Annotated in this window: 9 protein-coding genes; 4 read left to right on the plus strand and 5 right to left on the minus strand. The window is 45.3% G+C overall.

The window, feature by feature from the left end:
• Positions 1–26: 26 nt before the first annotated feature.
• Positions 27–3,623 carry a PAS domain-containing protein gene (locus M5J74_RS22080; protein WP_250013189.1) on the minus strand — a complete coding sequence of 1,199 codons (3,597 nt, stop codon included), beginning with the start codon at positions 3,621–3,623 and terminating at the stop codon, positions 27–29.
• Between the two features lie 234 nt (positions 3,624–3,857).
• Between M5J74_RS22080 and M5J74_RS22085 the strand changes: the two genes are divergently transcribed.
• Positions 3,858–4,571 carry an SDR family oxidoreductase gene (locus M5J74_RS22085; RefSeq protein WP_106218098.1) on the plus strand — a complete coding sequence of 238 codons (714 nt, stop codon included), beginning with the start codon at positions 3,858–3,860 and terminating at the stop codon, positions 4,569–4,571.
• A 1-nt stretch (position 4,572) separates the two neighbouring features.
• Here the strand turns inward: M5J74_RS22085 and M5J74_RS22090 are convergent, their stop codons facing one another.
• The gene (locus M5J74_RS22090) at positions 4,573–6,180 is read right to left on the minus strand and encodes a serine/threonine-protein kinase (protein ID WP_015156167.1); all 1,608 of its coding nucleotides are present in this window, start codon (positions 6,178–6,180) and stop codon (positions 4,573–4,575) included.
• A 279-nt stretch (positions 6,181–6,459) separates the two neighbouring features.
• Here M5J74_RS22090 and pheT point away from each other — a divergent pair, with 279 nt between their 5' ends.
• Together pheT and guaD are read left to right on the plus strand one after the other, a co-directional pair.
• Positions 6,460–8,928, plus strand: a complete 2,469-nt coding sequence (gene pheT, locus M5J74_RS22095) for a phenylalanine--tRNA ligase subunit beta (RefSeq protein WP_250013197.1) — start codon at positions 6,460–6,462, stop codon at positions 8,926–8,928.
• A gap of 79 nt (positions 8,929–9,007) precedes the next feature.
• The gene (gene guaD / locus M5J74_RS22100; protein WP_250013199.1) at positions 9,008–10,330 is read left to right on the plus strand and encodes a guanine deaminase; all 1,323 of its coding nucleotides are present in this window, start codon (positions 9,008–9,010) and stop codon (positions 10,328–10,330) included.
• A 54-nt stretch (positions 10,331–10,384) separates the two neighbouring features.
• Here guaD and M5J74_RS22105 read toward each other — a convergent pair whose 3' ends face one another.
• Complete coding sequence (locus tag M5J74_RS22105) at positions 10,385–11,287, minus strand: ABC transporter ATP-binding protein (protein WP_015156170.1); 903 nt, start codon at positions 11,285–11,287, stop codon at positions 10,385–10,387.
• Between the two features lie 188 nt (positions 11,288–11,475).
• Positions 11,476–11,766 (minus strand): hypothetical protein, encoded by a 291-nt coding sequence (locus M5J74_RS22110; RefSeq protein ID WP_250013201.1) that lies wholly within the window; start codon positions 11,764–11,766, stop codon positions 11,476–11,478.
• A gap of 4 nt (positions 11,767–11,770) precedes the next feature.
• On the opposite strand from M5J74_RS22110, the gene M5J74_RS22115 reads away from it, so the two are divergent.
• Positions 11,771–13,423, plus strand: a complete 1,653-nt coding sequence (locus M5J74_RS22115; protein WP_015156171.1) for a transglutaminase family protein — start codon at positions 11,771–11,773, stop codon at positions 13,421–13,423.
• A 249-nt stretch (positions 13,424–13,672) separates the two neighbouring features.
• Here the strand turns inward: M5J74_RS22115 and M5J74_RS22120 are convergent, their stop codons facing one another.
• On the minus strand, positions 13,673–14,068 hold the full coding sequence (locus tag M5J74_RS22120) for a response regulator (RefSeq protein WP_015156172.1): 396 nt from the start codon (positions 14,066–14,068) through the stop codon (positions 13,673–13,675).
• Between the last annotated feature and the right edge of the window lie 216 nt (positions 14,069–14,284).

Here is a 14,284-nt window from a genome sequence, read left to right on the forward strand (position 1 = left end):
GTCATCGAGATGAATTATTTGTTGCGTTAGGAGCGGTCGCCGGAGCGAGTTGTCGAGACCATCTCCGCGATCGCTTTCACCAATTCATCAGGGTCTATAGGTTTAGGCAAATGCAACTGAAATCCTGCGGTAATTGCTTTTTGTTGGTCGTATTCTCCAGCATAAGCAGTTAGGGCAATTGCAGGAATTGACAGCGATCGAGACTGCATTATATTTTTGACTTTTTCTAGGAACATATAACCATCTATCAGCGGCATCCCAATATCGCTCAAAATGATATCCGGCATTTGTTGAGACAAAGCCACTAATGCATCTTCTGCCGAACTCACGACCGTCGCTTCTGCTCCATGCTGTTGTAACACGCAAGTCACATACTCTCGCATATCTGGATCGTCGTCTACTGCTAGTACGCGCACGCCTTGCAGTGGTAATTGCTGACTATTGGATGGCGAGTGATGCATCTCCCGATTCCCGACTCCTGACTCCCGACTCCCTTCCAACACAGGTAATGTCACAGTAAACGTAGCTCCCTGTCCTTCCCCCAGACTCTCTACCCCAACCGTACCACCGTGTAACTCTACCAAGTGACGTACAATCGCCAGTCCTAAACCCAATCCGCCAAAAGTCCGAGTTGTACTGCTATCGGCTTGGCGAAAGTAATCGAATACATAAGGCAGAAAATCAGGACTAATGCCTTTGCCAGTGTCGGAAACTTGGATTTGGACAGATTTTTGGGAGTCGGGAGTGGGAGAGTGGGAGTCGGGATTCGGAAGTTGAAGTGAAATCTCTACCCGTCCGCCAGCAGGAGTAAATTTAACCGCATTAGATATCAGATTCCATACCACCTGTTGCAATCGTCCTGAGTCCCCTAGAACTAGGGGAGTCGGGAAGTTTTGGATTTTAGATTTTGGATTTTGGATTGTAATTGCTGCTTCCTTGTCTCCCTTGTCCCCCTTGTCCCCCTTGTCTTTCCCAGCTCGTCCCTGCTCCCAGCTCGTCCCTGCTCCCTCAAAAACTAAATGAATCTGCTTCGCTTCAGCACTTAGTTGCACCGTTTCCATTGCAGCGAGGATCGTGCTGACTAGATTCACAGGAGCAAATTTTAACGCGAGTTTGCCTCGGAGAATGCGGGAGACATCAAGCAGATCGTCTACGAGTTGGGCTTGGAGTTTAGCATTGCGCTCGATAGTTTCTAAGGCGCGGTTTCTGGCTGCTTCATTATATTGACGCGATCGCAACAGTTTTGCCCAACCGAGGATCGGGTTGAGGGGCGATCGCAATTCGTGGGATAGTACGGCTAAAAATTCATCTTTAATCCGATTTGCGGATTCTGCTACCTCTCTTGCCACTTGTTCAGCAGCGTACAATCGCGATCGCTCTAAAGCTTGGGCGCATTGCCGTGCAAGTGTCATCATAAAGGCACGTTCTGCCACATCGAAATCGCGGGGCTGGTTGAAACTTAGCCCTAAAGAACCGATTGTTCGCCCTTCGATTGTCAATGGTAAGCTGGCAATTGCTTGAGAACCAGAAGCAATATATGTATCTGCGAGACTCGGATAAAGCTGTTGATATTCAGCAGGCGATCGCGCGATGACCATTTCCCCGGTGCGGATTGTATCGGTGAGGGGAAGGGGTGTCGTTAGCGGAACGCGCCGATAGGGGGCAATTTCTGCTTCCTGGTAGCCAATCGAGCAGACAATCTCTACCGTTTTACCATTTTTATGCAGCAAACCGATCCAGCCTCTTGTGGCATTGAAGGCAGCTAGTCCTTGATGCAGTAAAATTTCTCTGACTTGCTCTGTCGTCAATGCTTGAGCTAGAGCCGCAGTCAAATTTTGTAATTGGTAAACTCGCTGGATATTTAACTCTGCAAGTTGACGTGCTGCTTGCTCTTGCTGCAACAGGCGATCGCGCTCTAGTTCGGCACGTTTGCGATCGGTCATATCGCTGACTAAAGAGACAAACCCCTCTACCTGTCCTCGACTGTCGAACTGAGGAATATAGACTGCTTCGATGTAACGCACTCCGCCATCTTGATAGGGAACTTGACTTTCGTATCTAACTGCTCGTCCTGCTAGTGCTTGCTCTACATAAGGGCGAATCTTCTCGTAAGCAGCTTCGCCTAAGACTTGCCGTATATGCCTGCCACAAATTTCTGTAGCGGGATGACCGAACCATTGTTCGTAGGTCCGATTCACAAAGCGATAGCGCTGGTTAAGATCGACATAGGCAATCAGCGCGGGTACGGTGTTGGTAATTAGGCTTAATTCAGCTTCCCGTTGACTCAGTGATGTTTGAGTTTGTTTGAGTTGAGTGATATCGACTACAGTTGCACCTACACCCAATGTCTGTCCGTTTGCCAGACAAACGGGATAAAAATTGACCAGAGAATGGCGATAAACTCCTGGGGAATTTGTTTCACCGCTAAGTTCTTGATTAAGCAGTGGCTCTCCCGTTTGCATCACTTGCCGCAAAACTGGTTCTAGCGTATCGCCCCACGCTGGTAGCACTTCTCGCACGCTGCGATGGAAGTGGTCTTTGAGGGGGATGCCATTAATGTCTGCCAAAGCTTGGTTGACGTGGACGTAGCGGAGATCGGTGTCTAAAAAAGCTAAACCGACAGGAGAACTAGCTAACCAAGTATCGATCAATGCCAGGGTTGCTTCTTGTCGCTGCATTGCTTGCTTTAATTGGCGATGCAAGCGAGAGTTTTCCATTGCCAACCCGACGCGCCGTCCCAGTTCCTCAGCTAGGGTTAAATCTTCATTACAGTAATGACGCTGAGAAGTTGTCAGCATCAGCGACAGTACGCCAAACACTTCTCTACCTGCAATCAACGGTACGCAAATCGCAGATTTAATCCCTAGTTGCCGAAAAAATTTCAACTGCTCGGCATCTCGCGCCATAGCTACATAGTTGGCATCTGTGACTTCAGGAATTAATTCCGATCGCCCTGTGTGAAAAACTCTAGTAATTGGGTGTGTTTGGTCGTTTAAATCTAAGGGATAGGTAGCTGTAAGTTGACGCACCAAGTCTGCTCGATTGGGGTCTTTGGCTTGAACGGCAGCCAAAGGATTAATCGCCATGTCTGCGGGGAGAATATCGACGGTGCAGAGATCGGCAAATTCGGGAATAGTCAGTTCTACAACCGATCGCAATGTTGTTTCATAGTCCAGAGAAGATGTGAGTACGGTGTTGGCACGATCTAAAAAAGCCAATCTTTGTTGCATTGCCTCTGCTCGATCTTTGGCTTTTTGTTCGCGCTGTCGATCGATCTCTGCTCTGTGCTTTGCTATGCGTAACTCCTCGCATAGATAGCTAATCATGACTCCTTGTAAGGCAAACAATCCTAGCCGTAGCAAGTCGGGCAGGTCAACTATAAATGTATAAGTCGGGTAGTGAAAGAAGTAATTGCTGAATAGAATCGATAAGACAGTTGCTACTATTCCAGGTTTTAACCCTCCATACCAAGCCGCGATCGCTACTGCCCCATAAAACAGCAAAAACGGAGTTTTTGTCATTCCCAGCCAAGAGTCTAGCCCCAACATGAGCGCCAGAGCTAGCATTACGGCAAGGACAGCAACCCCGTAGGAAGCAATCTGGAAGCGGGTAACTTTTGGCATGGAATGCTTAGAGGTATCTATTGCATACCTTAGTTAGCTGCTATCTTCCACCATATGATGGATGAAGAGTTGGTTCTATTCTTCTTGGGATAGATTTTGTAGTTACAATTCACTATAGAGTGCGATCGCCAATCGCCAAGGCTAGAGGCAAAAAACTAAGTAAAGATATTTATTTACAAACTTACTTGAGAGATATACGATATTTTCTAAAGAGAAAACTTTATTAAATTGGTCATGAATACCCAACGAGTTGCCATAATTACGGCTGCCAGTCGTGGAATTGGGGCGGGTTGTGCCAGAGAGTTAGCAGCAAGGGGTTACAAGGTTTCTTTGATAGCGCGAAACCAGAGTATATTCGACTTAGCAGCAGAGTTAAGTGGAATTGCCACGCAAGGATCGATCGCCAATGCCGAAGATTTGCAGCAATTAGTGGAAACAACATTGAGTCAATTTGGGCGCATTGATGCCGTTGTGAATAATTTTGGCGATCCGCCGCGACCCGAATTACTGTCAATTAGTGATGAAATGTGGCAGGAGAATTTTGAAATGCTATTTCTCAGCGTCGTCCGCATGGCAAGACTGGTAACGGAACCAATGCGACAACAAGGAGGCGGGGCGATCGTGAATATTTCTGCTTGTGACTCGCGCGAACCAGAATTAGGAACGCCCTTTAGCGGGACGCTGCGGGCTGCAATGGAAGGATTTACGAAACTGTACGCCAAACGCTACAGAGCAGATAAAATTCGGATGAATTCCGTTGCCCCTTTTTTTGTAGCGGATAGTATGGAAGAACTTATTGGGTGGAACGTACCTTCAGATTTAATGTACGGTCGTCCTGCAACTTACGTTGAATTAGCTAAAACGGTAGCTTTTCTAATTTCTGATGATGCCAAATTCGTCTCTGGCACAACACTTAAAGTGGATGAAGCTTACTCAGCAGCAATTTAGACTATCCCCTTCTATTAGGCTTTTTAGTAAACCAATCTGTCTTAGCTAGTGCCAACTGGTCATCAGAAAGAGTCGCACCAGTTAGGTTAGCACCGCACAAATTTGCGCCTCTGAGGTTAGCATTGCTCAAATAAGCACCGCTTAAATCTGCACCGCGTAAATCGGCTCCCGACAAATCGGTATAACTCATGTATGCTTTGGTCAATACGGCATTTCTCAGATTGGCTTGACTGAGACAAGCTTGCCCAAAATCACCGTTACACAAAACTGCTTCTTGCAAGTTTGCGCGATCGAGCCTGGAAGCGTAACATTTAATACCAGCAAGATTTTTTCTCCGTAAATCGATCGCGCTCAAGTCTTGAGAGGTAAAATCTCTTCTGCCATTGATGTATGCATTTAGTAAACTACCAGAGTCTAAACGCTCCACTTCTTTGGATTTTAATTTGGTTGGGCTAGGGGTTTTTACGGTTGTTACGGCATTTGCTCTAGCAGCAACTGGCTGTTGGCGAGTCATTTGAGTATTTACACCAGTCGTAGCACCCAACTCGCGCCGCGCCCGAATATTCTGAGCTAATGCTGCTACGTACTGCTGATGGGAATTCAAGCCAGAATAAACTGGTTGCGAAGGTTGAGATGGTTGGGAAGCAGGGGTACTCGTAGGGCGCGAGCGAATTTGTGTAGCCATCCCAGACGAGATGCTGTCGAAGTATGGTTCCATCTCCAAAGCTTTGAGGACATCATCAGCTGATTGATAGCGGTGGCGCACGGAAGCCTCAACCATCTTCCGCAGAACGGTAGTTAGGTGCTGACTAATTCTGACTTCTTGTTCCCAGAGCATTTCACCTGTAGAAGGATGATAGTCAAAATCTTTCGGAGATTTTCCAGTTAAAAGGAAAATACAGGTGATGCCCACAGCATAAATATCGCTGGCGTAGACTGGACGCATGGCGATTTGTTCTGGTGGTGCAAAGCCATTTGTTCCCACAGAAAAAGCAGTCAGGGTAGTATTTTCGATTTGGCTGCTATAGGTTTTGCTAACTTGATTCTTGACCGCACCAAAATCAATTAAGACAAGTCTGCCGTCTTCACTGCGGCGGATCAAGTTATTGGGCTTGATGTCTCGATGGATAACTTGTTGCGAGTGAATGTATTTTAAAATTCCTAAAATTTCACTTAAAAATTGCTTGACTCCAGCTTCGCTCATTAGACCTTTACGTTTGATCTCTTGCTGGATGGTTAAACCGTTGACGAATTCTTGAACTAGATAAAATTCTCGATCGGTTTCAAAATAGTCTAATAATCTTGGCACTTGGGGATGATTGCCAATTTTGCCAAGGGTTTGTGCTTCTCTGGCGAATAATTCCCGCGCCATTGTCAAAACTTCAGGAGTATTGATTGAAGGGCGCAGTTGTTTGATGACGCACCAGGGCTGTCCGGGTAAACTATCATCTTGAGCTAAGAAGGTTGCACCAAAGCCACCTTGGGCTAGTGCTTGCGTCACGCGGTAGCGATCGCGCAGTTTTTGCAGGGGCGACCCACAAGACTGACACTGTGCGACAGAATTTGGGTTTTCTGGAGACTGGCAAGTTGGATTTAAGCAGTAGCTCATAACAGACTCGACGTTGCACAATGGACGCAAACAATAGAAGCAAACAGAATTGTTACACTCTGAATCAATTATTCAAATAAAAATTGACTTTTACTAGGTTAGTCTTGCGGAGAATCGTTGAAGAATTGCTAAAGTTATTGGCAGCAATATCGGGTAATTGTGAGTTTTGTTTAAATATCAATTAGCCAACTGTTGGACTAGGGGGTAAAAGCACGTAGGTTTTGGATCGAGAATTTTGTAAGATAGATGAGCTGCGATTGAAACAAGCAAACACACTCCATGCGTATCTCTTTGAACTGGCTGCGGGAAATAGTCGATATAACGATGACTCCAGAGGAGTTGGCTCATACGCTCACTATGGCTGGCTTCGAGGTGGAAGAGATCGAAGACCGTCGTACTTGGGCTGATGGTGTCGTCATCGGCAAAGTGCTGGAGTGTCAGCGCCACCCTAACGCCGATAAATTGAGCGTTACGAAGGTCGATATTGGCAAAGGTGAACCTTTAAATATTGTGTGTGGCGCACCGAATGTACGTGCAGATATCTATGTAGCAGTTGCTACCGTCGGCACTTACTTACCTAAAATTGACGTAAAAATTCGTGCTGCCAATCTGCGGGGAGTGCGTTCCGAAGGCATGATTTGTTCCCTAGCAGAACTAGGCTTATCTAAAGAATCTGCTGGTATCCATATTTTTGATGAAGTAGGGGCGCACAGCCGTGCGCCCCTACAGTTGGGTGATGACGTTCGCCCCCTTCTAGGTTTAGACGACACAATTTTAGACTTGACAGCAACGGCAAATCGTGCTGATGCGTTGTGCATGGTAGGGATTGCACGGGAAGTGGCAGCTTTAACTGGAGCAACGCTGAGATTACCACAACCAGATGCTTTGTCGATTCCGACAACAGAGGGATTAGAGATCGCCGTTCTCCAACCGCAAGCTTGTCCGGCTTATATCGGTACTGTTATTGAAGGAATAAAAATTGCACCTTCTCCCGAATGGTTGCAACAGCGCTTGCAAGCAGCAGGAATGCGACCGATTAATAATGTGGTGGATGCAACCAACTACATTATGTTGGAGTGGGGACAACCGCTACACGCATTCGATCGCGATCGCTTATTAGCAGTAAGGGCGCACAGCAGTGCGCCCCTACCTATTACCATTGGCGTTCGCTTTGCTGAATCGGGAGAAAGTTTAAAAACTTTAGACGGACAAAGCCGCAACCTGACAAGCCAAACTCTGCTGATTACTGCCAACGACAAACCTGTAGCTTTAGCTGGAGTGATGGGAGGAGAAGCAACGGAAGTTGGCGACACAACGCAAAATTTATTATTAGAAGCAGCGTTATTTGATTCTGTGGCGATCCGTCGTTCAGCGCGCAGTTTGGGGTTGCGTACAGAAGCTTCGGCAAGGTACGAGCGCGGCGTGAATTATGCTGAATTAGAATTAGCCTGTCGTCGCGCCATTAGTTTAATTCAGCAAATAGCTGGGGGTACAGCGGTAAGTCAGCAAATTGCCGATCGCAGACCCGACATGGGTACGCTATCGCGATCGATTCAACTGCGCCTCGATCGCGTCAATCAAATTTTAGGCTTAGTCGATCTGGGCGATACGGATGGAGAATTACAGCCAGACGAAATGCAACAAATCTTGACGGCGTTAGGCTGTCAAGTCACACCAGACGCAGAAAAAGAGCGAGTCTGGATCGTTACCGTACCACCTTATCGCTACCGCGATTTAGAGCGGGAAATCGATTTAATTGAAGAAATTGCCCGCGTTTACGGTTACGATAAATTCTGCACCACGCTGCCAGAAGCAACAGAATTTGGCTTTCTTTCGGTCGAACAACAGCTAACGCGGCAAATCCGAGCAGCGATGCGGGCAGCAGGATTAACAGAGTTGATGCATTATTCGTTGGTGAAACCAGGGGAAGATCGGCAGGTGGTGCTGGCTAACCCTTTGTTTGCCGAATATGCAGCCCTACGGACGGATTTGATTGCTGGTTTAGTCGATGCCTTCCAATACAATTTGGAACAGGGAAATGGGGCGCTCAATGGTTTTGAAATTGGGCGAATCTTCACTCAAGATGAAGCTGGGATCGATGAAATGGAGGCGATTGGAGGGATTTTAGGTGGCGATCCAACGCAAGGTAAATGGGTCAGCGCCGGACGCGATCGCCCTATGAGTTGGTATGAGGCAAAGGGTATATTAGACAGCGTATTTCAGCGTTTGGGATTGTCGATTGAATATCAACCCAGCCGACAAGATACGCGCTTGCACCCAGGACGAACGGCTTCTTTGTGGTTGCAAGGAAACCGCTTAGGTGTTTTCGGACAGTTGCATCCTCAGTTACGGCAAGAAAGAGGTTTACCGGATGAGGTTTATGTTTTTCAACTCGATTTAGATTTGCTATTTGATGCTTTGGATGTAGAGGAAATGCTCGTTCCTCGCTTCAAACCTTATTCTACTTATCCAGCCGCCGACAGAGATATTGCTTTTTTTGCCCCCGTAGATGTCTCGGTAGCAGAATTAGAACGGGCGATCGCTCATGCAGGTGGTCAGCTACTAGAGTCGGTAGAATTATTTGATGAGTATAAAGGTCAAGGTGTTCCCGCAGGACAAAGAAGTTTGGCTTTTCGATTAGTTTATCGGGCAAGCGATCGCACTTTGACCGATGCAGAAGTAGAACCCGTGCATCAAAAAGTCAGAGAATCTCTGGTAGAGAAGTTTAGTTTGAATTTGAGAAGTTAATCGTAGGGGCGCACAGTTTCCCGTGTAGAGACGTTACATGTAACGTCTCTACACGGACTACATTCATCAGAGATTCTTTATGTCATCTCTTAAGGCTTTTCGTAGTTCGTTTCTAGATTTTATTGCCGATCCATTCTACGTATCTGAATTAGAAAGCGTACGCTATATTCCTGATGGATTATTAGTTTTAGAAGATGGCAAAATTAAAGAAATAGGAACTTACGATAGCCTCCAGCACAAATACAAAGAAATTTCAATAACTGCTTATCCTGGGATGCTGATAATGCCAGGATTTATTGACACTCACGTTCACTTTCCCCAACTAGAAATGATTGCTTCCTATGGGGAACAATTACTAACGTGGTTGAACAAATATACATTTCCTACAGAAGGGAAATTTAAAGATAAAACCTATGCTCAAAAAGTAGCCGCTATCTTTCTCGATGAATTATTGAAAAATGGTACGACAACAGCATTAGTATTTGCTACCGTTCATCCTGAATCTGTAGATGCTTTTTTTGAGGAAGCTAACCGCCGCCATCTACGAACGATCGCTGGTAAAGTGATGATGGATCGTAACGCTCCAGATTTTCTCACCGATACCGCAGAAACATCATATCAAGAAACAAAAGCTCTCATTCAGAAATGGCATAAAAAAGACCGCTTGCTTTATGCTGTAACTCCCCGCTTTGCCATAACTTCAACCAACGAGCAATTACAAATTGCTGGAAGACTTTTACAAGAATTTCCCGATGTTTATTTGCATACTCACATATCAGAAAATGTAGATGAAGTTGCATTTGTCAAGCAATTATTTCCAGAAAGTCAGGGTTATTTAGACGTGTACGATCGCGCTGGATTAGTAGGCGATCGCTCTGTGTTTGCCCACGGAGTCCACTTAACTGATGCAGAGTTTCATAGATTATCTCAAGCAAATGCTGCGATCGCATTTTGTCCGACATCAAATTTATTCTTAGGTAGCGGACTATTTAGAATTGAAACAGCTAAATCAAAAGATTATCCTGTGAAAGTTGGTTTGGGTACAGATGTAGGTGGCGGAACGAGTGTATCTCTCCTACAAACCGCAAACGAAGCATACAAAATCGCTCAACTAAGGCAACAAAAGCTCTCACCCTTTCAAACACTATTTTTAGCAACTTTAGGAGGAGCAAAGGCACTCAACTTAGAAGATAAAATTGGTAATTTTAATCCTGGTAAAGAAGCAGATTTTGTTGTCTTAGATCCGCGTGCTACACCATTAATGGCATTTCGTAATTCTGACGCAACTCCAACATCTTTAGAAGAATTAGCAGAAAGAATATTTACCTTAGTCATTATGGGAGACGATCGCGCTATACATGCTACTTATATTATGGGAGGATTGGTAATGGGTAATGGGTAATGGGTAATGGGTAATGGGTAATGGGTCATTTGTCATTTGTATTTTCACTACTCACTAACCACTAGCCACTGATTTAGTCACTTCTAAATAAATATATTCTAGTCGCACGGGTTGACGGGAGATAGCATTAAGAGGAATACCTTCAAAGAGAGAAATAATTTCTTTTAAATCTAAAGATTCTGGAAGCCAAAAAGCAAGATCTCTGCCATAGTAACGATAGTTGAAACCTAATTCTATTGCCCGGGCGATCGCTTTTTCCGCTTCATCTGTCTGCACGATAATAATTTCTTCAGCAGATATGTATTGACGTAGTTGAGCTAAACTACCCTCAGCGACAATTTGACCATTTTTCAAAATTCCAATTCTGTGACAAAGACGTTCGGCTTCTTCTAATAAATGAGTGGTGAGTAAAATAGTAGTCCCTTGACGTTGGAGTTGTAGAATTAAATCCCAAATCTCATAACGCGCCTCTACATCTAAACCTGTGGTTGGTTCGTCTAAAATAACTAATTTGGGTTGATGAACTAAAGCGATCGCCATATTCAATCGCCGTTTCATGCCTCCACTGAGTTTTTCTACAGGAGTTTTTGCCCAGTCTAATAAGTTGACAGCAGCTAAACAAGACTGAATTTGCTGCTTTCTTTGCTTAACTGAAATACCGTAAAGCTGGGCAAAAAAATTAAGATTTTCCGTGCAAGTTAAGGTTTTGTAGAGTAAATTTTCTTGGGGGACAATACCAATAATTTTCTTGGTAGCATCAGAAACTGCTCGATCGCCGATCTTAACTTCTCCGCTATCTGCTTGTAGAAGATTACAAATAATATTTATTACAGTTGTTTTTCCTGCTCCATTTGCCCCTAATAAACCGTAAATTTCTCCTGGTAAGATATGCAAAGTTAGGTCTTGCAATATTCGTCTTTTTCCGTAAGATTTATTAAGCTTCTGGATTCTTAACATGAGCAATCTTAGGAGCGAACAGTAAAGTAGGGCGGATAATCCCAACCCTACTTAATCTTGCAGAAAAAGTGGGCAGAGTTCACCCTATCAAATTAGATGAAAAAAGTAAATATCGATCCGCTCGATTGTATTTAAATTGTAATTATAGGAGCAGTTGCCGATTAAGCGTCGATTGAATCGCTGCATCTCTATACTTGCTTCTTGTCTCTTTTGGTACTTACCTGTATTCGACAGACAGTATAAAATTGCAATTCATATACTTTACTTGTCTCCTTTTTGAGTGGTGGGTGAAGAAAGGGTGTAGGGTGTGGAGTGTGGGATGTAGGGTGTAGGGTGTAGGTTTTTTCTCCCTTGTCTCCCCTGTCCCCCTTGTCTCCCTTGTCTCCCTTCGCCCCTAATCCCCACTCCCTTCGGTCGTGGGGTCCCCGAGTTCCCCCTTGTCCCCCTTGTCTCCCCTGTCCCCCCTGTCCCTCACGCACGCATATGAGTCAACCCCTTTGGCAACGGACAATTAGACCTTTTGGTGCAGCAGCCTTGCATGGTATTGCCAGTTATGGCGATCGCCTGTTAGCCATCGATCGGGTCAAAGGGTATTTGCTGCAAATCGATCCAGTTAGTGACAACACCACAATTTTGAATTGGCAAACCGCAGAAGAGTTTGTTGACATAACGGGAATCGCGGTGTGGGAAGACACTCTGTGGTGTACGCGGGACGATACGGTTTACTATTGCCAGTGGGGAGAATTTAAACTCAAACCTTTTGTTACCTTACCTTACACTGCCGATGGGGTCGCAGTGTGGCGATCGACAATTTACATCACTTGTCAAAAAGCAGGCTATATCTTAATTTTTGACAGTAATACAGGGGGACAAATTACCAGATTTTTTGCTCCAGGGGTAGGGATAGAAAACATTACAGTTAAGGAAGAGAATTTGTGGGTATGCGATCGCACGGAACAGACAGTGTATTGTCTCGATCGCGCTACGGGGGACATTCAATTTAGCGTCCTGACTCCGTTTGAATGTCCCACGGGGTTGACTTTTTATACCCAGCCACAAACTAATGAGACATTACTCTACGTCGCTTATGCATCAGAAGAGGCGTATATCAGGGATAATCCTAATTTAGATCCATCGCACGAATTAACCTATCGCGATCGCACCTTTATCCATCCGCTGCAATACCACTACAACTCCCAAGGACACTACGCTCTTTCCAACGGCTACGCGATCGAAATGGTCTATGCTGAGGAATTATCGCCGCTAGACGAAGTAGACTTAGAACAGGTAGAGTGGCGAATTGCTTTACCTGCATCCACCGACCGTCAAAAAGTCGTTCACGTTGAACCGATTGGTCTGCCTTTTACAGAAGAAATCCAAGACGGACAGCGAGTCGCAGTATTTAAATTCGACCATTTAACAACAGGCGATCGCCATGTTTTCGGTTGGAAAGCGATCGTTGAAGTTCGCAGCATCAAGTATCGCATTGCCCCTAGAGAAGTAGAAAATATCCCTCCTCTCCCGCCAGAATTTGCCCAGCGTTATTTGGTAGATGATGATGAATTAGCAATGGAATCATACATCGTCCGTCGTGCTGCTCGCGAGGCGATCGGTAGCGAAACCAATATTCTGCGCCAGATGTACAGTATCCGCAATTACGTCTACGACCAATTATCCTACGGGATTAAGCCTCACATCGATACGCCCGATATTGTTCTCGATCGCGGCGTTGGTTCCTGTGGCGAATATGTTGGTGTTTTACTGGCTTTGATGCGCTTAAATGGAATTGCTTGTCGTACAATCGGACGCTACAAGTGTCCTCCCTATGCCGAACACCAGCAAGTCCCCCTGCAACCAGATTTTAACCACGTTTGGGTAGAATTTTACTTACCAGGACTAGACTTGTGGTTGCCGATGGAATCAAACCCCGACGACGTAGTAGAACAAGGTCCCTACCCTGCTAGATTTTTTATGGGTTTAGCCTGGTATCACATTGAAATTGGCAAAGGTATTTCTTTTGAAACTGTGAAAAGCAATGGCGTACCGCTGAATAAAGAAGAAATCTCAATTGGCGACTTAGCAATTAATCATATTCGCTTCACGATTTTGCATGAATTACCACCTGTAAAGTCGTAAGTCGTAATTCGTAATTCGTAAGTCGGAATTAACTGATAACTTTGTACAGACGTTACATGTAAAGTCTGTACATTAGACCTCCTGCATGAATCAAAAAATCATGGATGTCATTCTGTTGGCGAAGCCTTCCCGAAGGGTACGCAACGCAGTGTAGTGAAGAATCTCCCAGATGTTTCGCTTCGCGTGTGGATGACAATTCAAGTATTCACGCAGGAGGTCTATTGATAACTGATAACTGATAACTGATAACTACTTACTACTCGCAAGGTAACGAATGAGGTTTAGAAAAGAGTTGTAGTCAGTAATCGGCTTAGCCACGAACTCGTCAGCTTGGGAAGCAGCCAGCAGAAATTGACGTTCGCCTGCCAAAGCGTAAGCTGTCACGAGAATAATCGGAATTTGGGCTGTTTGCGCTTGATTTTTTAACACGCGCGAAATATCAGCACCACTAACAGCTTGACCTTGCCACTGTGCGTCTGGCAAATTAATATCCATAATTACCAAATCAACTGCTTGCGTCTGACAGCGCTGAAAGATTTCTGCTGGATCGTCCGTAATGTAAACGTAATGACCCCCCAGACGTTGCAAGAGCTTGGCAGTGCTGCGAGCCAATGTGTAATCGTCATCAACTAAGAGAATATTCAAGCAGGCTACGAAAAAAAATTAGAGCGCGATCGCAATTATATACAGTTATCAGTTATCAGTTATCAACGGAGAGTGGTAATGGGTAATGGGTAATTGGTAGTTGCTCCCTTGTCCCCCTTGTCCCCTTGTCCCCTTGTCCCCCTTGTCCCCCTTGTCCCCCTTGTCCCCCTTGTCCCCCTTGTCCCCCTTGTCCCCCTTGTTCCCCTTGTCCCCCTT

It is taken from the genome of Chroococcidiopsis sp. CCNUC1 (genome assembly GCF_023546805.1).
Lineage (GTDB): Bacteria > Cyanobacteriota > Cyanobacteriia > Cyanobacteriales > Chroococcidiopsidaceae > Chroococcidiopsis > Chroococcidiopsis thermalis.